The sequence below is a fragment of the Mycobacterium sp. ML4 genome (assembly GCF_054515735.1).
This window is the reverse complement of the sequence record NZ_JBTNSY010000005.1, coordinates 232781-259210: the sequence shown is the minus strand read 5'-3', so window position 1 is coordinate 259210 and position 26430 is coordinate 232781. Positions and strand designations below refer to the sequence as shown.

Below are 26430 nucleotides of genomic sequence, written 5' to 3'. Positions count from 1 at the left end.
AAGGATCTGTACGTTTTCTTGACGCCGGAAGGTTACTGATGAGTTCTACGCGCGGGTAACCGTGTCGCGGGTAACACCGGGTCAAACCCCGGGCTCGGGCGTCTCGGACAAACGTCCTGCATGCAGGTGGTTACGGTTGAGTAGCTACAACGGCGCTGTTCAAAGCTGTATTGTTACCAAATCGTTATCTCAAGAACTTCAGTCGTGCCGGCGACCCCCGGCGTGCCTCGGCGGCGGCTCGCGGATTCACGGATGTAGCCGATGACGCGCACTGAGCGAACGAGTGTTTGCTGGAATGTTCGTCGAAGTCTTAGAAACCCGTCCGGCTCATGCCCATTGGCCAAACTGGGGCTTGAGAATCTCGTTGATGTCGACCCCGACGCCGCCCACCGTCCGTTTGTCGATCTCAACCTGATGCAGATGCGCGGCGGGGTGGGTGTACCCCTTGGGCGAGCCCCAGTTGTGCTGCCAGAAGTACGCGCCCAGCCCGTCGTGCACAGCCCAGTCGATGGTCTTGGAGTTGGCGTATACGCCTGTGCGCTGGTGACCGATCACGGACTCCCAGGAGCGCAGATACGGGACGATCTGGTTCTTGTACTGCTCGAGCGACGGGTCGTCGTCGATAGACGCGTAGATCGGAGCCCCGGCGGGACCGCCGGCAGCGGCGTGCAATTCCGCACCCCGCTTCGCGTGCTGAATGCCGGCGGGGGCGCCGCCGAGCCAGTCGGAGGTGCTGCCCTTGCCGAACTGGTAGCACGAGACGATCTTGAGGCCGCTTCCGTGCAGATCGCGAGCCTCTGCGAGTTGGATCGGCTTCCCCAGCATCCAGTCGCCGCCAGGCCGGCGGTCCGAGACATACCGGATGGCCCCGGCCGCACCCGCGGCTCTGATCTGACCGGCCGGGATGACGCCTGCCGCGTAGTCCAGCAACGTGCCCAGCGAAGCGGACGCCGGCGAAGCGCACACAGATGCGGCCGCGACACCGAGGCCGATCAGGCCCGGTGTCACGGCAGTAAGTTTGAGCACGTCACGACGCGATACCGGCACATGGCACAGGGTACGCAATAACCTCAGCAGACTCAGGAACCTCTTGAGTCACATCTGTGTCACATTGCCGAAACGGTGTTGGCTGGCACCGGCTATCCCTCCGCCGCAGTTCAGGTGCTCTGGTCGCTGAACCTCCTTGCTGCTTGGTTCGATCGCCGGTCAAGGGGATTGCCCTTTGCCGCCGGCGTCGGTGATGTTGGTGCCGTTTCCGCCAGAGCCGCCGACGCGGACAGCACCGCCGTTGCCGCCATTGTTCCCGACGTTGAACTGGGCGCCGCCGGCACCGCAGCCGCCCTTTCCACCGCCATTACCATCGCCACCGTCAAGTCCGACCCCGTGGACGCCGTTCGCGATGGAAGTGGCGCCGCCGCCACCGCCACCCCCGGTCCCGGCGCCACCCGCCCCGCCTGCACCGCCGGTGAACTGAAGGAGCGGGTTGGCGGCGGGAACGGCGAAGATGAAAGGTGACATCTGTTGTCTCCCATCACGATCGACGAGGACTATCTCACCTCGTGGTTCGGAGCCTAAGCGACCCGAACCAAGAGATCGCTGCGAATTACGTCGATCTTTCCGAGCGAGTCGCGGTGCCGCACACGTGGAGTTCCGCCCGTCGGGGCAGGCGCATGGACCACTTTTTCTTTGTCAATATAAAGTTAGTAATGTTTGGCGGAGTTGACCAAGCAACTGGGGGTTCGGATGCAACACGACCAGCTGATCGACCTCACCCGCCGTGCGCTGAAACTGGCGCGCGACAGGACAACCGACCTTGCAGCCGCAGAGCACACGATCGAGGCGCGGGAGTACACCTCGACCGGGCGGCACGAACGCGACCGCGCGATGGTGATGGCCAGCCCGCAACTTGTCGGCTACGCCTCCGAACTGCCGCGACCGGGTGCTTACTGCACCAAGACGGTGATGGACCGATCCGTCCTGCTGACCAGGGTGGCGGACGGTTCGGTGAAAGCGTTCGACAACGTCTGCCTGCACCGGCAGGCGCAACTGGCTTCGGGTTGTGGCGTGGCCAAGCGGTTCACCTGCCCGTACCACGCGTGGACGTACGACAACACCGGCCGCCTGGTCGCGGTGCCGGGTCGCGAAGGCTTTCCCGATGTGACGGTGAAGTCCGACGGGTTGACCGAGCTGCCCGCCACGGAATTCGCCGGATTCCTCTGGGTGGCAATGGATCCCGGTTCACAACTGGACGTGGCGGCACATCTGGGTCCGCTGGCCGACGAACTGGATTCGTGGGGCATCGGCCGCTGGTCACCGCTGGGCGAAAAGGTACTCGACTCCCCCATCAACTGGAAACTCGCCATCGATACCTTCGCCGAGAACTATCACTTCGCCACCCTGCACGAGAAGACCTTCGCCACTATTGCCCGCAGCAACTGCACCGCGTTCGACGCCTATGGGCCGCACCATCGGTTGATCTTCCCGCTCAACACCATCCTGGATCTCGATCGCACTCCCGAGGACCAGTGGGTTCCGCTGAACAATCTGGTCGTCATCTACGCGCTGTTCCCCAACATCGTGATCTCGGTGACGATTGCCAACGGCGAACTGTTCCGCGTCTACCCGGGTGATCGTCCGGGCCGATCCACCACCGTTCACCAGAACTCGACTCCGTTGGATATGTCCGACGAATCGGTGGCAGCAGGCGCACAGGCCGTCTTCGAGTACGCCCACGCCACGGTGCGCGACGAGGACTACCGCTTGGCGGAGGGACTTCAGGCCAATCTGGAGTCCGGTGCCCGGCAACGGCTCAGGTTCGGGCGCAACGAGCCTGGGCTGCAGCACCGCCACCGCGCATGGGAGCAGGCTCTCGAGGGAGCGGACTCAGTCTGCTGACAGCGCTGCGCCGAGGTCGTCGAGAACAGTCGCCACCGGATCTTTGTGATCAACCCGTAATCCCGTGACCAGCGCCCGCGCCTCGTCGCGGCGGCCTGCCGCCAACAGCGACGCCAACTGACCCAACGCGTCCCGCACGGAAGGGTCATCAGCGACGGTGCCCAGCACTTCGACCAACTCCCAATCCCGGTACATCGCCAGCGACCGCTCGTTGAACGCGAACCCCGTCACCGGCTCACCCCCGAGCGTGCCACGGTAGCGGTAAGGTCCTTCCATGTATTCGATCGGCAAAGCGTGTGCCGGAGCGGACACCAGCGGCTCACCGACGACATCCAGTTCCATTGCGGCACAGGTTATCCGGTGGCGATCGGGCAGGTACCGTCCCTCGGACGGTGGCCGGATCAGAGTTCGGATCGCCGGCGGCCACCGGACGTAGCTGCTGATCGTCACCTCGAAGTCCTCGGCGCACTGCGGGGGCCGCCCGTCGGGGTAGCTTGTGGTGATACCGGTGAATGGTTGCAGCGCATTGCCTTCCGTTCGCAGAAACTGCCGCCAGATGCTCATGTCCACGCCGTTGTCGAAGTTGATGGTGCGCCATTCGTGCGATCGGGTACGCGGCGGCTCCCCGGTTCCACCGCCCGCGTACTTGGGAAACCACTGCCGGTCCACGTGCCCGCCCTTACCACCGACCCGTTCTTCCGTCTCACCCCAGCGCAGGATCCCGGTCATGGCCATGCCGGTCTGGAAGTAGGAGTAGGTGTCGTCCTGGCCGAAACAGGCGATCTTGCCGTTGTAGGTCGAGGCACCCAACGGTGTGGGCGCCCGGGTGGGCGTGACGGTGAGATCCAAACGCATGTCCTGGCCGGCCTGGTCGGTGCCCACCAAACCGATGTCGTAGGTATAAGGACGTAGTGCGCCGTCGGCATCCCGCAGGGTGGTCCAGCGCGCGGTACCGGCTCCGGTGTCGTAAATCACTTCGAGATACCCTGTGGCGCTTGACAATTTCGGCGTTGCACCCGGTTGCATGCTGGCCGGCGGCATGTCGTAATCGGTATAGGTGCCGTACTCACCGGTGTCGAGGTCGAACAACGCCAGCGTGTAGAAGTCGGCGACGATGCTGCCTCCGGGCCGGTTCCTGTTGAAGATGGTCAGGAACGCGAACGACCGGTCGGTCGAGTCGAGCTCACCGGCGATGAACCAGGTGTCGGACTCCTGGTCCGCATGTCGGCCCTCTGCCGCGGGAAAATCCAATTGCCGATCGCCGGGCACCAATTCGAACGGGTAACTACGCCAGTCACCGGTCACGGTCACGCCTCGCCTCAGGGGAAAACCCCGCTTTTTTGGCTATGTTAGCATCAATAGCGAAATTACCGTCGCCTGCCCTGAGGTGGTTGCGCCGATGACGGCGAGTCTTCGTTCCTATGACGACCTGTTCATCGGCGGCAGGTGGCGCAAACCCGCGGGCCCCGAACGGCTGAAGGTCATCTCGCCGCACACCGAAGAGCCGATCGCCGAGGTCCCCGCCGGCGGCCCCGATGATGTCGACGCGGCAGTCCGGGCCGCCCGCGATGCGTTCGACCGGGGCCCGTGGCCGCGACTACCACCGCAGGAGCGGATCCGCAAAGTCGAGGAACTGGCTGCAGCTTACGGTTGTCATATCGACGAGATGGCCGACCTGATCACCGCGCAGATGGGATCGCCTCGCAGCTTCAGCCGGCTCGGTCAGGCGGCAGGCGCCGCCTCGATGATCCACCTGGCACTCGCGGCCGCCCGCGACTTCCCCTGGGTCGAGCGCCGTCAGGGCGTGCTGGGCCAAGCGCACCTGCGACGCGCGCCGATCGGTGTGGTCGCGGCGATCGTGCCGTGGAACGTACCGCAATGCCTGATCATGCCCAAACTGATCCCCGCGCTGATCGCCGGCTGCAGTGTGATCATCAAGCCGGCCCCCGAAACCCCTTTGGACGCTTTGTGGTTGGCCGAGATGATCGAACAACTGGAGCTGCCGGACGGCGTCGTGTCCGTCGTCACCGGCGGTCCGGACGTCGGGGAGGCACTGGTCCGGCATCCCGGCGTGGACAAGGTCGCGTTCACCGGATCCAGCGCCACTGGACGGCGCATCGCGGCCTTATGCGGTGAGCAGTTGAAACGGGTGAGCCTGGAACTGGGCGGTAAGTCGGCGGCGATCGTCCTCGACGACGCCGACATCGGCAAGACGGTGGCCGGGCTGCAAACGGCCGGATTGATGAACAACGGCCAGGCCTGCGTGGCGCAGACCCGCATCCTGGTGAGCCGGCACCGGCACGACGAACTCGTCGACGCACTGGCCGACATGATGTCGGGCCTGCGCGTCGGCGATCCGGCCGATGACAAGACCGACATCGGACCACTTGTCGCGCAACGCCAGCAGCAGCGGGTGCAGGAATTCATCCGCTCCGGACGACAGCAGGGTGCCCGCTTGGTGGTTGGCGGCGAGGACCCTCCCGAGCGGCGCGGCTGGTACGTGCGCCCTACGTTGTTCACCGACGCCGGTAACGACATGCGGATCGCCCGAGAGGAGATCTTCGGTCCGGTGCTGACCGTGCTGACCTATACCGACGAGGACGACGCGATCCGGATCGCCAACGACAGCGATTACGGTCTGGCCGGCTCTGTGTGGACCGCCGACACCGCGCACGGACTGGACATAGCGGCCCGGGTGCGGACCGGCACCTACGGCATCAACATGTACATGCTCGACATCAGCATGCCGTTCGGCGGATTCAAACACTCGGGAATCGGACGCGAATTCGGACCGGAGGGCCTCGGCGAATACGTCGAGTTGCAGTCAGTCGCCTGCAACGGAAAGTTGCCGCCGCTCAACCCGGAAACTGCAGGGTGATGTGCACGGGGCAGCACAGCACACCGTGCTGATTGCGTACCTCGATCCGCAGCTCGACCAGGTAGCGCGGCGGGTCCGCAGCGGTGTCGCAGCGTTTGGCCACCGCCCGCCCACGGCCCACCATGGTGTCGCCGGCGAAGATCGAGCCCGCCAACCGCATAGAGCGCCGCACCACGCGGCTGCGCGGGCCGGCCCACTCGGTGGCGATCCGGTCCGCGAAACCGGCCAGGTGCATGGTGTTGACGAAAATCGTTGGATTGCCCTGGCTTTGCGCGTAGGCCGGGTCGAATTGGCCCGGGAAGTAGTCCCAGGTGGCTCCGGCGTTCTCGATCACGCGTTGGTAGGTGATCTCATCGACGACCTCGGGCAGGTCGGTGGGTATGCTGATCGCGTTCCAGTCCAGTGCGCTCACGGGACCGGCTCGGGGGTGAACCGGAACAGGGTGTTGCGGGAAATGGCGACGACGGCGCCGTCCTGGCGGCGGTAGGTCTCCAGCGTCTCGACGAAATGACCCACGCCCAGCCGGGTTCGCTTCTCCGGTGATACCGACACCAACTCCTCGACGGCGGTGAGCCGATCACCCTCCAGGATCGGCTGCAGGAACTCAACGTCGTTGGCCGCGTTGATGAACGTGGTGCCCGGCAGCGGAACCCGCAGGGCGAGAGAAGTGGATGGCCGGTCGGCTCCTTCCATCTGGGAGGGTTGCCACGGTGGCGGGATCAACCAACCCATCAACAGGGCCGGGGGCGCCAGCAAGCCGCCCCAGTGCTGTCGGGCGAAGTCGGCGTCCCAGAACGAACGATTGCCGTCGCGGACCAACGCGGCAAACAACTGAATCCGCGCACCACTGATTGCCGTTGTCGCCGTTCGGGTTTCGCCCTGGGCTCCGACCATCTGCAGCGCTTCTTCGTAAGTTCCGAAGGCCAGCTGGTAACTCAGCTCCACCACAGCACTCACATGACGAGGTGGCGGCTGGGCACCGAGTCCCAGACCAGCTCGCGGGACGCGAAGTACCAGCCGCCACGTTCGTAGATCAGCTGATCGGCGTAGGTGCCGGTGGCCTGCAAAGTGGAATCGTTGTGCACGGCGGCGAACAGTATTGCCACGCAGCGTTGCGTCGCGTGTACCCCGTCGACGTGGATTTCGTGATCGACCGTGACCAGGCGCTGCCCGTCACCGCCGTCGAAAGCCGTCCACAGGTCGGTGAACGACTCGCCGCCACGGATATAGCGAGCGCCGGAGTGGCGGAAGGTGGCAATCCACACGTCACGGTCGCCGTCGGAGAACGCGCGGTTATGTCGCGCGTTCAGGTCCAGGATGCCCGCACGGCCGGTCGCAGCCTGCAGCATCTGCTGTTCCTGATAGGTCATCGTCATCGTTGATCTCCAAGCTGCCGAACCTGCCCTGACACTACCGACTCACCACGTAGCCGTGGCGTTCACGATCCCATGCGCCGGCGGTCAAACCGCGCGTGCGCAACAGGTCTTTGCGTATGCGACCGATCGCGTTCTTCGGGAGTTCATCGACCGTGTCGACGAATCGGGGTACGCAGAAATACGGCATCCGGGCGGCACAGAAATCCAGCAGTTCCGCGCAATCCAATGCGGCCCCGGCTCTTAACGTCACGATCACCAAGATGTCGTCCTCGCTGAGATCGCTGGGCACGGCTACCGCAGCGGCTTCAGCGACCGCGGGATGAGCCATCACCACGGCCTCCAATTCCACTGACGAAACGTTCTCCCCGCGTCGCCGCAGCGAGTCCTTGACCCGGTCGACGTACGTCAGGTTCCCCTTGCTGTCGACCTTGCCCAGGTCGCCGGTGCGGAACCACTCCGGATGCGGCTCCACCTGCCGGCCCGGCCCGTCCGCCCGCACATACCCGTCACTCATCACGTCGCGGAACTTCGCCCGGCAGGTGATCTCGCCGACCGATCCGGCCGGCAACTGCACCCCGTCAGCGTCGACGATGCGCACCTCGAAGTTAGGGTTCGTCCGGCCTGAAGTGCCGGGGATGCCGTCATAGGCGACGTCGTCGACCGCGAGTGGGAATGCCTCGGTCATGCCGTACATGGTGACAACCGCGCAGCCGTAACGCCTTTCGATGGCACGGTAGGACGCCGCGTCGATCGGCGCCGCGGAGATGAACCGCAGCGGCAATTGCCCGTCACGAGGATCCGGCGGCAGGTTCAGCAGCATCGACACCATCGCCCCGGCTCCGGCGAAGCCGACGGCGCGGTGCGCACGCACAGCGTCCCACACCCGCTGTGGGTGAAAAGCACCTGCCAGCACCGTCGTTCCGGCGATCAGCATCGGTGCCAGGATGCTGGGTGCCGCGCTGAGGTGGAACAGCGGCATCGCGGTCCACAGCACTTCGCCTGCGGTGAACTCCCAGGCCGCAGCCGCGGTAGCCGCCACGGTGAACAGGTAGTCCCAGGAGGTGGCAACCGCTTTCGACGGGCCCGTGGTACCCGAAGTGAAGAACAGCGCGCCTATTTCACCCGGGGCAGTCGCTGGCACCGCGACCTCGGATCGCAGCGCCCCACAAACCGAGTCGTCCTGTGTCATGAGGATGGTCACGGCATCCAATTCGCCGGCGATCCCGAGGACCCGCTCGCGGCGCTCGGCATCGGTGAGAATCACCTTGGCGCGTGACAACCCGAGGCTGTGCAGCAGGAATTCACCCTTGCTGGAGGCGTTCACCGCGGCGGTCACCGCGCCGATCCGGGCCGCCCCGAGCCAGAAGTAGATCCACTCCGGACAGGTCGCGGTGAACAACGCAACACAATCGCCCGGCTCGATACCGCTGTCTAGCAACACTTTCGCCGCGGCGCAGGAGCGCTGCCGCAGCTGTGCAAAGGTGATGTCGGTTCCGTCGACCGAAATCATCACCCGGTCGGGATACTGTTCGGCGCGGCGATCCAGAACCGCCGGGACGGTGAACTGATCGACACCGAAGTCAGCCGGCCCCGGGGGTCCCATCAGGCTTTCGCGGCCGCCGGGTCCGGCTCACCGTCAGCGGTGTAGCCGAAGTCGTTGGGCGACGGCTGTTTACCGGGATAGAAACGCTGCGCCCAGCGGCGCAGCGCCGCATAGTCGTGCGCCTCTTCGGGCGCCAGGTTCGGCTTCTCCAGGTACTTCATGTTCTCCCAGGTGAAGAAGTCCTGCTTGATCACTTCCTGCTGCAGGGCGAGGAATTTCGCCGCGCGACCGGTCGGCGCGTCACCGCTGTCCCCCGGCTCACGGATGGATGCCTGGGTGTAGAAGTAGTCGGTGTAGTCCTCGTCGACCGGAGTCTGTCCGGTGACCTGGACCGTGGCCACCAGATCGCTCGGGAAACGCACGACACCGAGCCCCAGCGAGTAGTTGTCGTAGATGATCTTGGCGTCTACCGGTCCGTTCGGCGTCAACCAGGTCTTCGCCCGGCCGCCGCCGAAGTGGGCGTTGACGGTGGCGTGCAGGTGATAGCCGGACACCTCGAACGACGCCGTGTTGGCGGGATTGGCCGCTTTGTGCACGTACTGGACGTGATACGGGTCGGCCGCATTCTCGATGATCATCTGCGCATGCACCTTGACGCGGTTGAGCATCCGGGTGTGCGGATGCAGCGGGTAGTACTCGCCGGTCTCCAGTTCGGGCAGCACCGGCGGTTGCCAGTACGGCGCGCGGCCATGCCGCTCGTGCCAGACCAGGATGAAGCCGTACCACTCGGTTGCCGGGTAAGTGCGAATGCGGACGTTGTTCTTGCACCCGATCTTGCTGTACGGAATCAGCGCGTTGGTGCCGTCGCCGCGCCACTGCCAGCCGTGCCACGGGCAAACGATGTGTTCGCCCTCGACCGTGCCGCCGACGCCCATGTTGGCACCCAGGTGCTGACAGTAGGCGTCCAGCACATGCACCTTCCCTTTTCCGGAGCCGGACTTGGTGCGGAACAGCACCAACTCCTCGCCGAAGTAGTGCACCCGCTTGACATCGCCGGCAGCGAGATCGGAGGCGAAGCCGACGATGAACCAGCCAGTCGGGAAACGGTAGGTGGACAGCGCGATCCCCGACGGGCCGAACTCCTGTTCTGCAGGATCGTCGGCCGCTGCCAGGTCTGAAGACGTTTCGGTCACGAGTTCTCCGTTTCCCACGCGGCAGCGCGGCGATGAGGCCGCCCACACTTCCCCGCGGTTCGGCGCGTACGTCTATTTTTACTATTTTAGACATTGAACGTCAACGCAGGTGCCGCCACCTTGCCCGGGCCAGCGGGCCGCCGCTTCACATCATGAGCGAAATCGCCTGAGGTGGTGACACTTCAGCGGGCGTGCGCCCCGACCCAACTGCATGCACCAACCGGGAGAGACCCCTGGCGACCGAGGGCGACGAACCATACCCGACGGCTCAGCTCCGCCATTACTCCACGATGCGCAGTGCCGCCATGGGGCACTGTTCGACCGCGGCCCGCACGTCGATCTCGCGGTCCGGCGGCACCGGGCCGTCCGCGATCTGCACCACGTCCTCATCCCCCAGCGCGAAGATATCCGCGGCGATGGATTCACAGAACCCGTTGGCCTCACACATATCTGGGTCGACGATCACCCGCATCGACAGATGCTCCTTTCGTCTCAGAGCCCGAGTGGCCGGGTCCCGATCACCCCGCCGGCGGCGAGATGCGCGAGTTCCCGCTCCGTCAGCCCACATTGATTGCGCAGTATGTCTTCATTGTGCTCGCCGAGTGTTGGTGGCGGGCGCAAAAGCCATTGCCGTTGACCGGCTAGGAGGGCGAACGGCGGCGTCGGATACGGGCCGGGACCCGTTCGCGGGTGGTCCAGCGACTCAAAAAAGCCCCGTGCGCGCAGCTGGGGATTCTCGGTGACCAACGACGGCGAACCGACGGGCGCTGCGGGAACACCAGCCGCCGCCAGCACCTCTACCGTCGCATCGAGCGGTTGCGTCGCGAACCAGTCCTGCAGCATCAGGTCGATCTCGTCGGCCCGCTCGCGGCGCCCGGCTTCGGTGCTCAAGCCCTCGTCTCTCAAAGCCCCGACCACATCTACCAGCGACGCCCACTGCCGGTCATCGCACACGCTGACCGCGATCCAGTCGTCGTCGCCCGCGCACCGGTAGATGTTCTGCAGAGCCCCGCCATGACCCCGGTTTCCCCGTCGACTCAACGTCTTGCCGAAAACCTCGGCCTCGATCGGTTGTATCGCGGTGGTGTTCAGCACTGTTTCCAGCATTGGCAACTCCACCAGCTGGCCGGTGCCGGTGCGCTCGGCGAAATTCAGCGCGGCCAGAACCGCGAACGCGGCGTGCACGCCGGCCAGCGGGTCGCAGGCACCGCGCGGCGTCACCGGAGGAGCATCGGGCAATCCGGTGACCCAGGTAAGACCGCCGATCTGCTCCATAGTGGGGGCGAATCCCACCCGCTCGCGCCAGGGGCCGGCGAGTCCGAAGGCCGGCATCCGCGTGACGACCAGGCGCGGATTGATCTTCAGCAGCACATCGACGGTGAGTCCGAAATGGTCCATCACGCGCGGCGAGAAGTTCTCGATCACCACGTCGGCTTGGGCGACCAGCGTGCCGAACAGTCCGCGGCCTTCTTCGCTTCCCAAATCCAATGTGACGGAACGCTTATTGGTGTTCATCGCATGGAAAACCCAGCCGTATTCCCACCAGTCGTCCACGTCGGTGCGCATACCGCCGGAATAGCGGATGCCGTCGGGGCGCTGGATGGACTCCACCTTCACCACGTCAGCGCCGAACGCCGCGAGCAGGTGGGTGGCCGCGGGCCCGGCCCAGAACGCGGTCAGGTCGACGATGCGCACACCCTGCAGCGGCAGCCGGTCCTGAGCACTGGGCGTCCCGGATTCGCGCTGCTGCCAGGCTGATTCGTCGTTGGCTGCGCCCAGAACAGGCGTATCGCGCAGCGGCGCGGGCCCGCATTCCGCCATCAGCCAGGGCGGGCGGGGCTGGTGGAACCCCGCTGGGTTGTCGATGAACACCCCGCGTTCGGTCATGTATGCCATGTCACGGATGGTGGCGCCGTTGCCCAGGGCCGCGATCGGCAACCGGAAGAGCTGACCCAGCTCGACGATCTCGGCGACGGTGCGCTCGGCAAACCACGGACCGATCGACTCGTAGATGAAGTCACGGTACTCCCAGCGGCCGATCTGAAAACGCAGTTGCGGGATCTCCTCGAATTGCGGGCATTCGACCATCGCCGCGAAGTCCAGCCACTGCTGCCCGGTGACCATCGTGATGCCAACGTAACCGTCTTTGGCCGGCACGATCGAGGGCACTTCCAGGGTGCGGCGGATCGGCGGGACCCGCAGCAGTTGGGAATGCAGCCATTCGCTGCTCTGCATGGCGGTGATCGCCTCCAGCACGGACAGGTCCAGATGTTCACCGGCGCCGCCACGCTCGACGCGGCGGCGCACGGCCAGCGAGCCGAAGGCCGCGTACACGCCGCCCATGTACTCACCGAGGTCGCCGCCGATCGAGATCGGTGGACCGGCCGGATCACCGCGGAAACCGGTGCAACCCGACCAGGCTTGCAGGGTGAATTCGGTGGCGGCACGGTCGGCGAACGGACCGGTCCAGCCGAAGTCGGAGATGGTGACGACAACCGCCCGGGGCGACTCGGCCAGTAGCCGGTGCGGATCGATGCCCAGATCCGCCGCACACGAGCGCGCCACGGCGACGATCACCACGTCGGCCCCGGCCATTTCGGCTTGCAATCGCGGTGATCCCGGCGGCACGCTCAGGCTGCTTTTGCCGGCATTGAGGTAGCAGAACAACGGCGAGGCCTGACCGGGGGGCACCCGCGAGCAGGTGGCCGAATAGCTCCGCAGCGGATCCCCTTGCGCCGGTTCTACTTTGCGGACCTGCGCACCGGCGTCCACCAACAGCTTCCCGCAGTAGCTGCCGGCGATCCGGTCACTGATCTCGACGACCCGGAGATCTTCAAGCGGCGTCGGCCGGGGATCGGCCTGGTGACTCACGCGGCTATTTATACCATTACTGCTAAAATAGCTAAGCCAATCGAGTTCGCGGGTCAGTCGCCGTGCGCTCTTCCTGCCGAAGGTTGCGAGGAACCGGATGACCGCCCTGGGTATTGGACCCGACGCCCGTCGCCGACTGTCGGCGCCCAGGATTGCCGAAATCGTAGCCGACGAGTTGCGCCGTCAGATCATCGACGGCGAACTGGCCGACGGCGATCTGCTGCCGCGGCAGGAAGTGCTCGTGGAGCAGTTCAAAGTCAGCCTGGTTTCGCTGCGCGAAGCGCTGCGGATCCTCGAGACCGAAGGGTTGGTCTCGGTGCGCCGCGGCAATCGTGGCGGTGCCGTCGTTCACGCTCCCGCGAAGACCAGTGCCGCCTACATGCTGGGGCTGGTGTTGCAGAGCGAGGCGGTCGCCGTCAGCGACCTCGGCGCGGCGTTACAGGAATTGGAGCCGGCCTGCGCCGCCCTGGCCGCCCAGCGGCCCGACCGCGCGGACACCCTGGTGCCAGAACTCAAGCAGGTCAATGACGCGATGGCCGAGAACCTGGACGACGGGCGACTGTTCACCGAGATCGGCCGCGAATTCCACAATCTCATCGTCCGCGGCTGCGGCAACCACACGATCATCGCCGTTGTCGGCAGCCTGGAGACGCTGTGGAGCAGCCACGAACAGCAGTGGGCTGACGAGAGTTCGGCGCGCGGCACCTATCCCTCGTTGGCCAAACGGCGCGCGGCACTGAACACCCACGTCAAGCTCACCGAGACCATCGCCGAGGGCGATGTCGACCGAGCCCGGCGCATCGCCGGCCGCCACCTCGCCGACACCCAGACCTACGTGCTGTCCGGCCGGCCCGAACAACGCATCTATGCGCTCTCCCCGCAAGCGTTGTCGCGTCCGCGGGACGTGCGGCGCCCTTGACGACCAGGAGAACCGCTCTGGTCACCGGCGGCAGCGGTGGCATCGGAAGAGCGTGCGCAGCCAAGCTCAGTGAGCTCGGCTACGACGTCGTCGTGGTGGCGCGCCGGGCCGGCCCGCTGAATGCGGTCGCCGAGGAGATCGGTGCCCGCGCCGTGGTCGCCGACGCTTCCGATCCGGACGGATTCGCCCCTGCGGCAAACTCACTCGAACACATCGACCTCGTCGTCCACGCCTCCGGCGCATTGGGTGGAACGTACGCGCGCAAGCAGACATTCGAGCAGTGGCGCACCATCATCTCGGCCAACCTCGACTCGTGCTTCGTGGTGACCTCCGCGGTGCTGCCCCGGATGCGCCCCGGGTCACGCCTGGTCTTCATCTCCTCATCGGCATCGCACGAACCGATGATGGCGCGCACCGCGTATTCGGCGTCCAAGGCCGGCATGAACGCGTTCGCGCGGGCGCTGGCGATGGAGGTCGACCGTGACGGCATCGCCGTGCACCTCGTGACGCCCGGCCCGGTGGAAACCGAGATGCTGCAAGATGTTCCGTTCGAGATGTACGCGATCCAGGTCTCCGACATCGCCAACGCGGTGGCGTGGCTGGACACCATCGACCTCGCGGTCGACCTGCCGGAGATCCGGCTCAGCGCGGTGCAGCGCGGGCCGTATGCCCGCCCGCCGGTGGTGCCTACCGAAGTGCGCCGGCGCCGTGCGGGAAGTTCCTGATCACCGTTTCAGCGAATTCCTCCAGAGTGCGCGGGGCCGCGAAGTCGGCGAACCAGACGTAGAAGCGTTCCACCCGCTGGTCGGCCAGGCCAGCGAAGTGTACCGTCAACTCCTCGGCATCACCACAGACCAGACCCGATCCCAGGTGACCGAACCGCCTGACGCTCACCTCGCGCACAGCGTCAGGATCGGCACCCGCCCGCGCGAAGCCGACCATTTGCTGAACCGAGATTCGGGCAGCTCCCGCGGAGTCCGCCAGCCGCGGCAGCCGATCCAGGTGATTCACCTGCAGATTCCACCAATCGGCGTATTTGGCAACCAATTTCATCATTCGATGACCGCTACCGCCAAGGATCAGAGGTATGGGATATGACGGCTTCGGATGTTGACCTCCGGCCCAGTATTGCGTGATCAGCTCGAGATGACTTCCGAGTAGTTCGACGCGGGCCACCGGATCCTGCTGACCCACATCGAATTTGGCGAACTCAGCGGGCCAGGAACCCGACCCGAGACCGAGGTCGAAGCGGCCGTCCGAGGCCGCGGACAGGGTGACCGCCTGCTTGGCCAGCACCGCCGGATGCCGGAACGTGTCGCAGAGCACCAGGTGACCGACACGCAAGTGCTGTGTCTTGGCCGCCACCCAGCCGGCAATGCCCATTGCCTCCCAGATGTTTTCATCGGGTTGCCCTGGGGCCTCCAAATGGTCGATGAAGGCGATGCCGTCGAATCCGGACGCCTCGGCGCGCTGGGCGCGGTCCACGATGTCGGCCACCGGCAACCGCACCTGCGGCAGAAACAGATACCACTCGACCATCCCACCTACCTCATATCGCCGCTGCGATTGCGTGCCGGTGGCTAGTTTACTATTTTTATTATGTTAGGGGTCTTATGGATGTTGGTCTGACTTCGGAGCAGCTGGCGCTGCGCGACACCGTGCGCGGCATCCTGCGCGCCGAGTGTCCACCCGATGCCGCCCGCCAGGTCTCAGAGGATCCGGAACGCTGGCGCTCGCTGTGGAAGACGTTCGTCGACCTGGGCTGGACCGAATTGGCCGGGTACGACGCGGATGGGGAGTTCGGGCCGGTGGAGCTGGCGGTGGTGCTCGAGGAGTGCGGCGCCGCGCTGGCGCCGGTCCCCCTGTTGAGCGGCGTCGGCCTGGCCGCCGGTGTGCTTCGCGCGGCCGGCCCGCAGGTGGATCAGGTGCTCAACGAGATCGCCTCGGGTGTCGTCGCGACCTTGGCGGTCCACTCCCCCGGCGCCCGGATGCCGGGTGTCCCCATGACGTTGCGGGACGGCCGGATGCGTGGACGCGCGGTCGCGGTCCCCAACGCAGCCCGCGCCGAACTGATCGTCACGCTTGCCCAGTCCGCCGATGACGGCCTGGTGGCCGGCGTCGCACGGGCCGGTGACGGTGTCACCGTCGCGACCTGCGAGTCCACCGACCCCGCCCAGCCAGTCGCCGACGTCGAGATCGACGCCGCCGCGGTCGCCGTCGCGTCCGTGGAATCCGTCGAATCCGCTCTGGCGGCACCGCTGGTCGCGATCGCCGCGGACCTGCTTGGAGCGGCCTCAGCAGCCCTGCAACGCTCCGTCGAGCACGCCAAGACGCGCCGTCAGTTCGGCGGCCCCATCGGCGCTTTCCAGGGCGTCAAACACGCACTTGCGGACAACTACGTCAGCCTCGAACGCGCCCGGAGCCTCACCTACGCGGCCGCGTCGGGGTTGGGCCGACCGGGCGCCTGGACCAGAGCGGCTCTGGCCAAAGCAGCCGCCGCCGATGCCGTGAGCGCCTGCGCGCGCACGATGGTTCAGGTGCACGGCGCGCTGGGGCAGACCTGGGAGCATGACGCGCACCTCTATGTCCGGCACGCCTGGCAGGGCGCGACACTCCTGGGCGACAGTCGCGCGCTGTACCACGAGGTGGGCCGCCGGTTCGCGAAGGACGCGAAATGACGCCTGTGACAGAAGAGTACGGCGGCTGGCTGACCGACTTCCTGCCCGACGACTACTACGACCGCTATCGCGAGTATCGCTGGGACATCCCGTTGCGGCGCGACTACCAACGAGCCGCCTTCGAGTCCGGCTGGTTACAGCCCACCTGGCCCCGCGAGCACGGCGGTCGGTTGCTGGGCCTGCGTGACGCGATGGAGATACGCATCGAGGCCGCGGTGCGATCGGCGCCAAAGCTGCCCAACATCCAGGGACCCGGCGTCGCGGCGCCCGGCATTCGCCAGTTCGGCACGCCCGAGCAGATCGACCGCCTGCTGGTGCCGCTCTTACGGGGCGACGAATGGTGGGCGCTGGGCATGTCCGAGCCCGAAGCCGGGTCGGACTTCGCCGGACTGCGCACCCGCGCTCAGCGCGACGGCCCTGTGTTCCGGGTCAACGGCCACAAGATCTGGACCACCCAGGCCCACGAGTCGCGCTGGTGCACCCTGTATGCCCGCACCGATCCTGATGCGCCCAAACACCGTGGCATTTCCTGCCTGATCCTGGATCTGCAGTCACCCGGGGTGCGGATCGAACCCATCCGGATGGCGTCGATTTCCGACGAGACGTTCTGCGAAGTCTTCCTCGACGACGTCGAGGTGCCAGTGCAGAACCTGCTCGGTCCGCTGCATGGCGGTTGGAACGTCGCGCTGTCGTCGTTACACCATGAGCGCCAGATGATTTGGATCATGAACTGGGTCGAGATCCAGCGGGGTCTGGATTCGATCCGCGATGCCGCATCCGATGATCTGTACACCGAGCTCGGCACGCTGCTCGCCGACGCCGAGGCGCTGCGGGCGACCGGCTACCGTGCCCTGAACAACGAACTCGCCGGCCGGCCCAGGCCCGAAGCCGACATCATGAAACTATTGGGATCGGTTACTTTACAACGTGTTTGGGAGCTCAGTGCGGCCGCGGCCGGCCCGGCGTCGACCGGCGATCCGGACTTGTTGTTCGAACGCCAGGACGCCCTCGCCGCGACCATCTACGGCGGGACCTCAGAAATCCAGCGCAACATCATCGCCGAGCGGATACTCGGGCTGCCGAAGGGATGACGACGATGGACTACGACCTCGGTGACGACGCCGGAGAACTGCGCAACCGGTTGCGGCAGCTGATTGCCGAGCACATCCCCGCCGACTTCCTGGGCGCCTGCACCGACGATCCCGACGACCTGGCCACCACCGAATCGTTCTGCAAGCTGCTGGCCTCCGAGGGCCTGCTGGCCCTGGCCTGGCCGAAAGAGCATGGCGGCGGCGGTGGTTCGATCTGGCAGCAGACCGTATTGCGCGAGGAGATGTGGGCCAATTACGAGCCCCGCGGGCCGCAGTACATGGGGATCAACTGGGTCGGCCCGGCCATCATGCGCTACGGCACTGCCGAGCAGAAGGCCAAGCATCTGTCCGGCATCGCCTCCGGTGAGGTGATCTGGTGCCAGGGCTTCTCCGAACCCGAAGCCGGAACCGACCTCGCGTCGCTGCGCACCCGCGCCGTCCCCGACGGCGACGGGTGGCGGATCACCGGCCAGAAGGTATGGACGTCCTACGCCCGGATGGCATCCTGGTGCGTGCTGGCCGCGTGCACCCACCCGGATGCGCCGAAATCCAAGCGGCTGAGCCTGTTTCTGATTCCGATGGACCGGCCGGGTTTCACCGTCCGGGGCATTCCGTCCATGCTCGGACCCCATCACCTCAACGAGGTGTTCCTCGACGACCTGCCGGCCTACCCCGGCGACGTCCTGGGTCAGCCCGGTGACGGCTGGCGGGTGATGCGGGAGGCGTTGACGTTCGAGCGGGTCGGTATCGCCCGCTACGCCCGCTGCGAAGCACTACTGCACCGGATGCAGGCCGAACTGGGCGATGACTGGGACCGACTGCCCGAATCCATTCGTACCCGGTGGGTTCGCGCGCTCATAGATCTGCGGGTGGCCCGGTTGATGGCCTATCGGGCGGTGTCGTTGCAGGATGACCCCGCAGCGGGTGCGGCAGCCAGCGCGGCGCGCATCGCCACCACCACCTGCGATCAGCTGGTCGCCGAGTTGCTTTTCGACGTGCTCGGCCCGACCGCGCTGGACAGCGGCAGCTCCGCCGCGCTGCACGGGGCGGTCGACGACCATTGGCGCTACGCCCAGGCCGCCACCGTGGCATCGGGCACCATCGAAGTCCAGCGGATGATGGTGGCACGCGACGTGTTGGGAGAGCATCGGTGAATACCGAACTGCCACAAGATATTACCGACTTCGCTGCCGTTGCGGTCAAGCGGCTGGCCCGGCTAGGCGGGCCGTCGGCGGGGCTGCGTGCCGAGATCGACGACAGCATTCGGCTCGCGGCACGGGAGGCGCTGGCCGAGGTCGGCGCATTCGACCTCGACGTCCGGTCAGGATCCGACGACCTGTTGGCCGCCGCGGTGCTCTGCCAGGCTGCCGGGGCGGCGGCCCTGCCGTATCCCCTGGTGGAGGAACTGCTGGCCGTCGACGGCGCCCGGCTGAGCCTGGTGAACCCTCGAGGCCCGCGCATCGACCACGGCGATCTGCCGGGCCACTGGCTCGCCGCCGATCTCGATGGCAACCGCTACCGGCCCCAACCGGCGTCGCGGACAGCCGCCAAATTGGGGCCGTTTCTGATCCCGGCCACGTTGTCGGCACCCGATGGCACGGTGCCGGCCGCCGACGTTAACCTTCATCTCGTGCTGGGATCATGGCGGATTCTCGGAGCGGTACAGCACGCACTGGATGTCGCCACCGCGCATGTGCAGGCGCGGGTGCAGTTCGGCAAGCCCCTGGCTGATTTTCAGGCCGTCAGATTCACCGTCGCGGATGCCGTGGTCGCCGTTCGCGGGCTGCACGAGCTTGCCAAGTACACCCTGTGCCGTCCGGAATCGGTTCCAACGCAGATCCTTTCGGCAGACGCACTGGTGCTGCGGCTGAAGGCGGCCGACACGGCGCGCCAAGTGCTGCGCACCGCCCATCAGCTACTCGGCGCCCTGGGGTTTTGCGACGAGTCGGACATCAGCGTGCTCGACCGGCACACCCAACCGCTGATCCGGTTGCCGCTGAGTCCGGAGGCGCTGGCACTGCGACTGATCCCGGACGTGCGGGACGGATCCTTTGAGACGCTGTTCAGTGGACGCATCTCGGCATGAACCAGCCCGTCGCCGCCCCCGTCACCAACAAGGTGCCGCCCAACCCGTTCGAGGACGGCGTCCCCTTCGCGACCAAGTTGACCGAGCTCGCAGAGCAACAGCGTGACGACACAGCGGTAACCGTCGTCTCGGTGGACGGCAGCGCGCACGCACTCACCTTCGGCGAACTCGACGCCCGGGCCAATCAGTGGGGTCGGGCGCTGGCGGCCCGGGGTGCGGAGAAGGGTTCGCTGGTGGCTATCGCCATCCCGAACTCGATGCACCTGGTGCTGGCGACGCTGGGCTGCTGGAAGATCGGCGCCGTTCCGATTCCCATGCACTGGGACCTGCCCGAGTGGGAACGCGACCGGGTGCGCGCGGTGATCAATCCCGCCGTGGTGGTCGACGACATCAGCAGATGGGAGTTGGACACGTTCGCGGCCGCTGCGCCCAGAAGTCCGCTGCCGACCGCCATCTCCCCCACCGCCAACGGCATCTGTTCCAGCGGATCCACCGGCGTGCCCAAGGTGATCCTCAACCTGGCCCCCTCGCTGTGGATACCTCAGCAGGGCGAGCCGTTCCTGGAGAACTGGACACCGGTGCCCAAGCCGCAGCGGATCATGGTGCCCGCCCCGATGTACCACACCAACGGCTTCGCTCCGCTACTGATGCTGCTCGGCGGCGACCATCTGGTGATACTCGAAAGGTTCCACGCGCCAACGTTTGTGGACACGATCGAGCGTTACCGGGTCACCAATTTCACGGCGACGCCGACGATGCTGTCGCGCGTGGCCGCGCTGCCGGACATCGGGCGGCGCGACCTGTCCAGCATCGTGTTCATCCTGCAGGGTGCCGCCGTGATGCCGCCGTCGCTGTTGCACACCTGGTTCGAATTGCTCAGCCCGGAGCAGATCGTGATGGCCTACGGCATGACCGAGAATCTCGGGCTCACCGCGTTGCGCGGCGACGAGTGGCTGAGCCATCCGGGCAGCGTCGGTCGCGGATTCCGCGACACCGAAATCCGGATTCTGGACGCCGACAAACGACCCCTGGAACCGGGCGAGCAGGGTGACGTCTATCTGCGGGCGCCGATGAGCGCCGGCTACCGGTATCTGGGCGGAGCGCCGCCGCTGCCGTCGACCGAAGACGGGTTCCGTTCTGCCGGCGACATCGGCCACCTGGACACCGATGGTTACCTGCACATCACCGACCGGCGTGCCGACATGATCATCAGCGGGGGCGCCAATGTCTTTCCCGCCGAGGTGGAGTCGGCACTCTCCGGACATCCGGGAATCGCCGATGTCGTCGTTATCGGCCTCTCCGATGCGCGGTGGGGACGACGGGTGCACGCCGTCGTGCACGCTGCGGGTCCACTTACCGAGCAGCAGGTGATCGACTACGCCAAGAGCCGACTCGCCCCATACAAAGTTCCCAAGACCGTCGAGTTCGTCGACAGCATCCCGCGCACGGCGGCCACCAAGGTGAACCGGTCGGCGATGGTGGCGGCGCGGGGCGGGTAGCCGGAACTTCTCGCTGCGACGCGGCAAGCCGAGCGTGAAATCTACGACGCGCTACCGGCGCGTCGCGTCGGGTAGTTCACACTCGCGGGCGGGCGGACGCTAGCCGGGGGACATCCGATCGGTCCGCTTGGTGTACGCGAACCCGTCGGCGATCGAGGCGGCCAATTCCAGAAACGCCTGACGTGTTCGACCGGCCAGCAGGTCCAAGACGATCTCCGACCCCTGCGCCAACCCGAGTACCGCACGCCTAGCTGACCGACAGCTGTCCGATCAGCGTCAAGATCGCGACCGCGACCTCATCCGGCACGGGGCGCTCCGCCTCAGCATCTGACAGGAAATTCTCGGGCAGTCCGGCGGCGGCCGCCGCCTCTTCGATACTGAGCTCGGCTCGGTGGCGCGCCCTGTGGAGGCGCTGCCCGAGCGTCGCGTTCGGCGAACGAGCGGCCCTGGCCATCACGTCGTTGTAAGCGCGGCGAACGCCGCTCAACGCCAACACCACTGACGGGGTGCCTTTGGCGTTGCGAGCCGCGCTGGCCGCCACGTTCTCCAACTTCCGCAGGTCGGCGAGGATATTGGTTACTTTGGGGGTGAACGCGGGATCGGTGGGTTCGGGAAGTTCCGCTGTCGCCGCATTGATGGTGTGCATCGCGAGTTCGACCGCCTCCGCCATCAGCGGCGCCCCTACGGTGTCGGTGGTCGACTCCGTGGCCTCCTCGGCGACGCTCGACCTTTCGCTCGGTGCCGTCGCCGGGCCGCTGATCGGCAGCACCGCAGACCCGCTACGAATGCGGGCGATGGTGCCAGGGGACCACTGCAGCGCCTTTTCGAGCTTCGCCAGCGTCCCGCGGCGCGGCCAGCTCCGCCCCTTCTCGAACGCGATCAAAGTGCCGGCATTGATGATCTTGTCCTTGGCGAGTCCGCGCTGGGTGATCTCGAGTTCGTTACGGCGCGCGGCGACGGCGAGCCCGGCACGCGCCACACCCGGATCGATGTCGGCCTCCCACCATTCATCTTCGTCCGGCTCGGGCAAGTCGATTACGCCGGTGACTTCGTCGGAGGCGGCCTCGGGTGTCAGCGTGACCGGGAAACCCTCGGGATTGGCCAGGTGCAGGGTGGTGGCATCGGAAACCAGAACCGAGCTGCGGCGCACGCCGTCCACGTACATGCCGTTCGTGCTGGTGTCGATGGCCTGCCAGCCTTCCCGATGGGGCTCGAGTCGCACGTGCCACCGGGATATCCGCTCATCGGATAGGCGGACGGTGGCCGAGCTGTCCCGGCCGATGACGGCGACACCTGCGCGCGGGTCCAGGGTGTGGACCTCGTCGCCCAGTCGGACCACCAGAGCGGCCGGCCATCTGTACACGGTGTGATCAGACGTCAACGCGCTTCTCCCCCGGGCTCGGATCCCGACATCTCGGGCACGTCGCTACGGCCTTCCTTCAGCACTGCGTTCGTAGATGCTACATCTTTCCCGGTACACGCTCTGCGCTCGGCACAGCGCCACGAACAGGCGTTACCGGCTTACACATCCGTTTTCGCCCCCGCGAGAGCTGCCGGCGGGTAGTAAACCGGGCAAAGCTGTGCCACAGGTCAGTCGTAATAACACACGTCTAACACCACCGAAGCCAGGCTCTAAGTTGTAGCTGCTACGTTTTTATCGTTGCTTTATTGCTACATTTATGGTTATGTCGTCGCATAGACCGGCGCCAACGACGCCGAAGTGGGAGGAAAGCGATGACTGCAACGGCAATTCCGTTGTCCACACCGCTCAACGAATACGTTCCGGCGTGCACCACCGAGCCGGAGCGGTGGACGACCACCGAACCCGACGAGGTTGCCAAGACGCTGTGTTTGGCCTGCCCGCGCCGGTGGTTGTGCGCCAGTGAGGCCTACCAAGTCACCGGTGTCGAGGGCCTGTGGGCCGGGGTGGTGATTCCTGAATCGGGGCGGGCCAGGGATTTCGCGCTGCGTCGGCTGCGCGCGCTGGCAGAGCGCGGTGGATACCAGGTGCGGCCACGTCGCAGGGGCCGACCACGCGGTTCGCGTAGCTGACAGGGGCGCGTTGCCGGGTCGGTCGGTGGCGTCGGTGACCTCGAATTGTCCGGTAAGTTCCTCGGCCACGGCCGACATGGCCGAGCCGCCGGAGCCGACATAGCGCGCCGGTCCGCGCGGTAACCTCATTCTCTGAGCGTCTGCAGCGCCCCGAAGAGGAGACCGCCTATGGCCGGCCCGACCGATGAAGCCGAAGTCACCCGCGCCGACCGCTTCATCAAGACGGCGGTCGAGATTCTCGGCGAGACCGGCCGCACGGACTTCACCGTGCAGGAAGTCGTCGCCCGCTCCAAGACGTCGCTGCGCGCCTTCTACCAGCATTTCGCCAGCAAGGATGAACTGCTGCTGGCATTGTTCGAGAGGACCATGGCCCAGGCGGCGCAAACCTGGCGCGCCGAAACCGCGGGGCTGGACAGCACCGCCGCGCTCAAACTGATCATCACCCGGGTCGGCGCGCAACCGGAGTCGTCGACCCAGGACAGCCTGAACCGGGCGCTGAGTCTCTACAACCAGAACCTGGCCGAGACCCGTCCCCGCGAATACGCCCGGGTCCTCTCGCCGTTGCACCGCTTGATGCGAGACATCATCGGGCAGGGCATTACCGAGGGGGTCTTCAACCCGGGCCAGGACGTCGGTGCCGCCGCGGCCATCGTCATGCAGACCATCCTTGGCGCGCTCCGGTTGCATTGGCTGGGAACCGAATTGAATGGAACGCCGATCGACTCCGGCCAGCTGCACGACTTCTGCAGCCGTGCGCTGGGCATCCGCGAAACCGGTGACGAGACACCGGATCCATCACTGGCCGAACTGTTCGCCCAGATCGGCTTGCGCCCGGCGAGCTTTCACGACGACTTCGCGATGACAATGCCGGTCAGCCCTCAGGTGGTGAATACCTCGGGCGCGCTGCAGGGCGGGTTGATAGCCACTCTCGCCGACGTGGCGGGAGGACAACTCGGTCTGCAGTACCTGCAGCCGGGAACCGCTATGACGACCTCCGACCTCGTCATCCGCTATCTGCGGCCGATCAGGCAGGGTTCGGCCCTGGCCGTGCCGAAGGTGCTGCGGGCCGGGCGCCGATCGCTTGTCATGCAGATCGACATCTTCGGCGACGGCGACGAACTGGCGGCGACGGCGACCGTGAACTTCGCCATCCTCGGCCGCGCCGAATCTGAATCCTCAGGCGGTGGCTGATTCCGCTCTTCCTCATCGCACTAAGCCCTGCCGGGAGTGGTAACGTCATTACCAACAAGAGAGATCAAGACTTCTACAGGAGATCGCCATGCCGTCTCGCGAACTTCCCTTCCCGGTTTTCGACGCCGACAATCACATGTATGAGCCGCAGGAAGCGCTGACCAAGTTCCTGCCCGAAAACCGCAAGCGCGTCATCGACTACGTGCAGGTGCGCGGACGCACCAAGATCGTGGTGCGCGGCCACATCAGCGAGTACATCCCCAACCCGACGTTCGAGGTGGTGGCCCGGCCCGGCGCACAGGAGGACTACTTCCGCAATGGCGCGCAGGGCAAGAGCTACCGCGAGATCCTCGGCGAGCCGATGAAGGCCATCCCCGCGTTCCGCGAACCGGGTGCGCGCCTCGAGGTCATGGACGAGCTCGGCATCGACTACGCGCTGATGTTCCCGACGCTCGCGAGCCTGGTCGAGGAGCGGATGAAAGACGACCCGGAGATGACCCACGACGTCATCCACGCGCTCAACCAGTGGATGTACGAGCAGTGGTCTTTCAACTACCAGGACCGCATCTTCGCCACGCCGGTGATCACCCTGCCCATCGTCGAGCGTGCGCTGGAAGAACTGGAATGGTGTCTGGAGCGCGGGGCCCGCACCGTGCTGGTCAGGCCGGCACCGGTGCCCGGCTACAAGGGCAGCCGCTCGTTCGGACTCGACGAGTTCGACCCGTTCTGGCAGGCCTGCATCAAAGCCGAGCTGCCGGTGTCGATGCACGCCTCGGACAGCGGATACTCCGAATTCGCGAACGTATGGGAGCCCGGCGACGAGTTCCTGCCGTTCAAGCCGACCCCGTTCCGCAGCTTCGCGATGGGCCATCGGCCGATCCTGGATGCAATGGGGGCGCTGGTGTGTCACGGCGCGCTGTCCCGAAACCCGGAGCTGCGGATCCTGTCGATCGAAAACGGCGCCGACTGGGTGCCGGACCTGTTCAAGGGCCTCAAGGGCGTCTACAAGAAGATGCCGCAATCATTCAGCGAAGATCCGGTCGAAGCGTTCAAACGCTGCGTATACATCACCCCGTTCTGGGAGGACCGATTCACCGAGATCGTCAAGATGGTGGGTACCGACCGCGTGCTCTTCGGCTCCGACTGGCCGCACCCCGAAGGACTGAAGGACCCGATCTCTTTCGTTGACGAGCTGACCGACTTCGATGAAGCCGACGTCGCCAAGATCATGGGTGGCAACCTGATGAAGTTGATGAAGGTCGCGGCGCCAACGTCCAAGCCGGCGCAAAAGCCGGTCTCCGCCTGATCACCCTGGGGCTGGTCGTCGGCGATAACCGATACAGCGCCGTTGGTCTCGAACAGGCCCAGGCGGACGCTGGCGGGTGCTTGATGACCGGTGCCGCTCAACCACACCGGGATCGCGGTCCAGACCCGTTCCAGGTCACGCGGAATGGCATCGGGATCGCTCAATAATCACCTCGCGCACGAATGTGTTCTGGTGAGCGACACAGCAGATACCCAGGTAATCCGATCCAACCGGATCGAGACGCAGAGCCGTTGTCGTGTTTCAGTTGCCGGATCTGCAATTCGGCCGAATCAGGCCAGAGTTTCTGCTATACACAATGCATCAGTCTGTCTTTCGGGCGCGCAGTGGACATTCCATCGGGGGGATTCTTTCCGCGCGGCCCTCTTTGGGGGTACACGATGAACCTGGGTCCGTCCGACTCTTTCTCAATCCCGGTGCCGCTGAGCGACCGGTTGTCGCTGGAGCTGGGTGAACCGGGTAGCACGCTGCGAGCCGGCACGGTTCGTAGCGGCTCGGCGGTGGTCATCCGCGCCGGCGGCGACGTCGACGCGTCCAACGAGCACACCTGGCAGGGCCTGCTCGCCGAGGCGTCGGGAGTTGCCACCCGACCCGGGCCGCTGATCGTTGATGTCAGCGGGCTCGATTTCATGGGCGCCTGCGCCTTTGCGGTATTGGCCGACGAGGCCGAGCGGTGCCGGCGCCGCGGTATTACCCTGCGCCTGGTCAGCAGCGACCCCGCGACCGCGCGCATCGTGCACGCTTGCGGGGTGGGCCACCTGCTGCCGGTTCACCCTACGACCGAAGCGGCGCTGTCCGCCGCGTAGTCAAAGGGGCGGCCCGCCCCTCAAAATT

Annotated in this window: 26 protein-coding genes; 13 read left to right on the top strand and 13 right to left on the bottom strand. The window is 65.9% G+C overall.

What is annotated here, in order from left to right; all coding sequences use genetic code 11:
- Window positions 1-327: 327 nt before the first annotated feature.
- Both ACX9NE_RS07655 and ACX9NE_RS07650 read right to left on the bottom strand, forming a co-directional pair.
- A complete protein-coding gene (locus ACX9NE_RS07655) occupies window positions 328-1047 on the bottom strand; it encodes a DUF1906 domain-containing protein (RefSeq protein WP_459361079.1) in 720 nt (239 codons plus the stop codon).
- Between the two features lie 159 nt (window positions 1048-1206).
- Window positions 1207-1518 carry a hypothetical protein gene (locus tag ACX9NE_RS07650; protein WP_459361078.1) on the bottom strand — a complete coding sequence of 104 codons (312 nt, stop codon included), beginning with the start codon at window positions 1516-1518 and terminating at the stop codon, window positions 1207-1209.
- 225 nt (window positions 1519-1743) lie between these two features.
- On the opposite strand from ACX9NE_RS07650, the gene ACX9NE_RS07645 reads away from it, so the two are divergent.
- The gene (locus tag ACX9NE_RS07645) at window positions 1744-2895 is read left to right on the top strand and encodes an aromatic ring-hydroxylating oxygenase subunit alpha (protein ID WP_459361120.1); all 1152 of its coding nucleotides are present in this window, start codon (window positions 1744-1746) and stop codon (window positions 2893-2895) included.
- On the opposite strand, the gene ACX9NE_RS07640 is transcribed toward ACX9NE_RS07645, so the two are convergent.
- On the bottom strand, window positions 2884-4200 hold the full coding sequence (locus ACX9NE_RS07640; protein ID WP_459361077.1) for a secreted hydrolase: 1317 nt from the start codon (window positions 4198-4200) through the stop codon (window positions 2884-2886). The two genes, ACX9NE_RS07645 and ACX9NE_RS07640, sit on opposite strands and share 12 nt — an antisense overlap.
- Before the next feature lie 94 nt (window positions 4201-4294).
- Here ACX9NE_RS07640 and ACX9NE_RS07635 point away from each other — a divergent pair, with 94 nt between their 5' ends.
- Window positions 4295-5773: an aldehyde dehydrogenase gene (locus ACX9NE_RS07635; protein ID WP_459361076.1), complete on the top strand. Its 1479-nt coding sequence runs from the start codon at window positions 4295-4297 to the stop codon at window positions 5771-5773.
- On the opposite strand, the gene ACX9NE_RS07630 is transcribed toward ACX9NE_RS07635, so the two are convergent.
- The 7 genes from ACX9NE_RS07630 to ACX9NE_RS07600 all read right to left on the bottom strand — a co-directional run bounded on the left by ACX9NE_RS07630 (window position 5751) and on the right by ACX9NE_RS07600 (window position 12768).
- The gene (locus ACX9NE_RS07630) at window positions 5751-6185 is read right to left on the bottom strand and encodes a MaoC/PaaZ C-terminal domain-containing protein (protein ID WP_459361075.1); all 435 of its coding nucleotides are present in this window, start codon (window positions 6183-6185) and stop codon (window positions 5751-5753) included. The genes ACX9NE_RS07635 and ACX9NE_RS07630 overlap by 23 nt on opposite strands.
- On the bottom strand, window positions 6182-6667 hold the full coding sequence (locus tag ACX9NE_RS07625) for a MaoC family dehydratase (protein ID WP_459361119.1): 486 nt from the start codon (window positions 6665-6667) through the stop codon (window positions 6182-6184). The genes ACX9NE_RS07630 and ACX9NE_RS07625 overlap by 4 nt, the downstream gene beginning before the upstream one ends.
- Window positions 6668-6726: 59 nt before the next feature.
- Window positions 6727-7149 carry a nuclear transport factor 2 family protein gene (locus tag ACX9NE_RS07620; RefSeq protein WP_459361074.1) on the bottom strand — a complete coding sequence of 141 codons (423 nt, stop codon included), beginning with the start codon at window positions 7147-7149 and terminating at the stop codon, window positions 6727-6729.
- A 34-nt stretch (window positions 7150-7183) separates the two neighbouring features.
- Entirely contained in the window at window positions 7184-8752 is a 1569-nt protein-coding gene (locus ACX9NE_RS07615) for an AMP-binding protein (RefSeq protein ID WP_459361073.1), read from the bottom strand.
- Window positions 8752-9885, bottom strand: coding sequence for an aromatic ring-hydroxylating oxygenase subunit alpha (locus ACX9NE_RS07610; protein WP_459361072.1), 1134 nt, complete (start codon window positions 9883-9885; stop codon window positions 8752-8754). Before ACX9NE_RS07610 ends, ACX9NE_RS07615 begins: the two co-directional genes overlap by 1 nt.
- Before the next feature lie 280 nt (window positions 9886-10165).
- Window positions 10166-10357, bottom strand: coding sequence for a ferredoxin (locus tag ACX9NE_RS07605; RefSeq protein ID WP_459361071.1), 192 nt, complete (start codon window positions 10355-10357; stop codon window positions 10166-10168).
- Window positions 10358-10377: 20 nt separating this feature from the next.
- Entirely contained in the window at window positions 10378-12768 is a 2391-nt protein-coding gene (locus tag ACX9NE_RS07600) for a CaiB/BaiF CoA-transferase family protein (RefSeq protein ID WP_459361118.1), read from the bottom strand.
- Between the two features lie 85 nt (window positions 12769-12853).
- On the opposite strand from ACX9NE_RS07600, the gene ACX9NE_RS07595 reads away from it, so the two are divergent.
- Together ACX9NE_RS07595 and ACX9NE_RS07590 are read left to right on the top strand one after the other, a co-directional pair.
- Window positions 12854-13675, top strand: coding sequence for a FadR/GntR family transcriptional regulator (locus tag ACX9NE_RS07595; RefSeq protein WP_459361070.1), 822 nt, complete (start codon window positions 12854-12856; stop codon window positions 13673-13675).
- Window positions 13672-14400 (top strand): SDR family oxidoreductase, encoded by a 729-nt coding sequence (locus ACX9NE_RS07590; protein ID WP_459361069.1) that lies wholly within the window; start codon window positions 13672-13674, stop codon window positions 14398-14400. The genes ACX9NE_RS07595 and ACX9NE_RS07590 overlap by 4 nt, the downstream gene beginning before the upstream one ends.
- On the opposite strand, the gene ACX9NE_RS07585 is transcribed toward ACX9NE_RS07590, so the two are convergent.
- Entirely contained in the window at window positions 14363-15214 is an 852-nt protein-coding gene (locus ACX9NE_RS07585; RefSeq protein WP_459361068.1) for an LLM class flavin-dependent oxidoreductase, read from the bottom strand. The genes ACX9NE_RS07590 and ACX9NE_RS07585 overlap by 38 nt on opposite strands.
- 74 nt (window positions 15215-15288) lie before the next feature.
- On the opposite strand from ACX9NE_RS07585, the gene ACX9NE_RS07580 reads away from it, so the two are divergent.
- Genes ACX9NE_RS07580 through ACX9NE_RS07560 form a run of 5 tightly spaced genes read left to right on the top strand, consistent with a single transcriptional unit; the run spans window position 15289 to window position 21029 of the window.
- Window positions 15289-16353 carry an acyl-CoA dehydrogenase family protein gene (locus ACX9NE_RS07580; RefSeq protein ID WP_459361067.1) on the top strand — a complete coding sequence of 355 codons (1065 nt, stop codon included), beginning with the start codon at window positions 15289-15291 and terminating at the stop codon, window positions 16351-16353.
- Complete coding sequence (locus ACX9NE_RS07575; RefSeq protein ID WP_459361066.1) at window positions 16350-17444, top strand: acyl-CoA dehydrogenase family protein; 1095 nt, start codon at window positions 16350-16352, stop codon at window positions 17442-17444. The genes ACX9NE_RS07580 and ACX9NE_RS07575 overlap by 4 nt, the downstream gene beginning before the upstream one ends.
- Window positions 17441-18598: an acyl-CoA dehydrogenase family protein gene (locus ACX9NE_RS07570; RefSeq protein WP_459361065.1), complete on the top strand. Its 1158-nt coding sequence runs from the start codon at window positions 17441-17443 to the stop codon at window positions 18596-18598. Before ACX9NE_RS07575 ends, ACX9NE_RS07570 begins: the two co-directional genes overlap by 4 nt.
- Window positions 18595-19530, top strand: a complete 936-nt coding sequence (locus ACX9NE_RS07565) for an acyl-CoA dehydrogenase family protein (RefSeq protein ID WP_459361064.1) — start codon at window positions 18595-18597, stop codon at window positions 19528-19530. The genes ACX9NE_RS07570 and ACX9NE_RS07565 overlap by 4 nt, the downstream gene beginning before the upstream one ends.
- Entirely contained in the window at window positions 19527-21029 is a 1503-nt protein-coding gene (locus ACX9NE_RS07560; protein ID WP_459361063.1) for a class I adenylate-forming enzyme family protein, read from the top strand. Before ACX9NE_RS07565 ends, ACX9NE_RS07560 begins: the two co-directional genes overlap by 4 nt.
- Window positions 21030-21128: 99 nt before the next feature.
- Here ACX9NE_RS07560 and ACX9NE_RS07555 read toward each other — a convergent pair whose 3' ends face one another.
- Window positions 21129-21260, bottom strand: coding sequence for a hypothetical protein (locus ACX9NE_RS07555; protein WP_459361062.1), 132 nt, complete (start codon window positions 21258-21260; stop codon window positions 21129-21131).
- A gap of 16 nt (window positions 21261-21276) precedes the next feature.
- On the bottom strand, window positions 21277-22392 hold the full coding sequence (locus tag ACX9NE_RS07550; protein ID WP_459361061.1) for an FHA domain-containing protein: 1116 nt from the start codon (window positions 22390-22392) through the stop codon (window positions 21277-21279).
- A 371-nt stretch (window positions 22393-22763) separates the two neighbouring features.
- On the opposite strand from ACX9NE_RS07550, the gene ACX9NE_RS07545 reads away from it, so the two are divergent.
- The 4 genes from ACX9NE_RS07545 to ACX9NE_RS07530 all read left to right on the top strand — a co-directional run bounded on the left by ACX9NE_RS07545 (window position 22764) and on the right by ACX9NE_RS07530 (window position 26402).
- On the top strand, window positions 22764-23081 hold the full coding sequence (locus ACX9NE_RS07545; protein ID WP_459361060.1) for a WhiB family transcriptional regulator: 318 nt from the start codon (window positions 22764-22766) through the stop codon (window positions 23079-23081).
- Window positions 23082-23249: 168 nt separating this feature from the next.
- Window positions 23250-24272 (top strand): hotdog fold thioesterase, encoded by a 1023-nt coding sequence (locus ACX9NE_RS07540; RefSeq protein ID WP_459361059.1) that lies wholly within the window; start codon window positions 23250-23252, stop codon window positions 24270-24272.
- An 88-nt stretch (window positions 24273-24360) separates the two neighbouring features.
- A complete protein-coding gene (locus tag ACX9NE_RS07535) occupies window positions 24361-25578 on the top strand; it encodes an amidohydrolase family protein (protein WP_459361058.1) in 1218 nt (405 codons plus the stop codon).
- Between the two features lie 398 nt (window positions 25579-25976).
- Complete coding sequence (locus tag ACX9NE_RS07530) at window positions 25977-26402, top strand: anti-sigma factor antagonist (RefSeq protein ID WP_459361057.1); 426 nt, start codon at window positions 25977-25979, stop codon at window positions 26400-26402.
- Window positions 26403-26430: the final 28 nt, after the last annotated feature.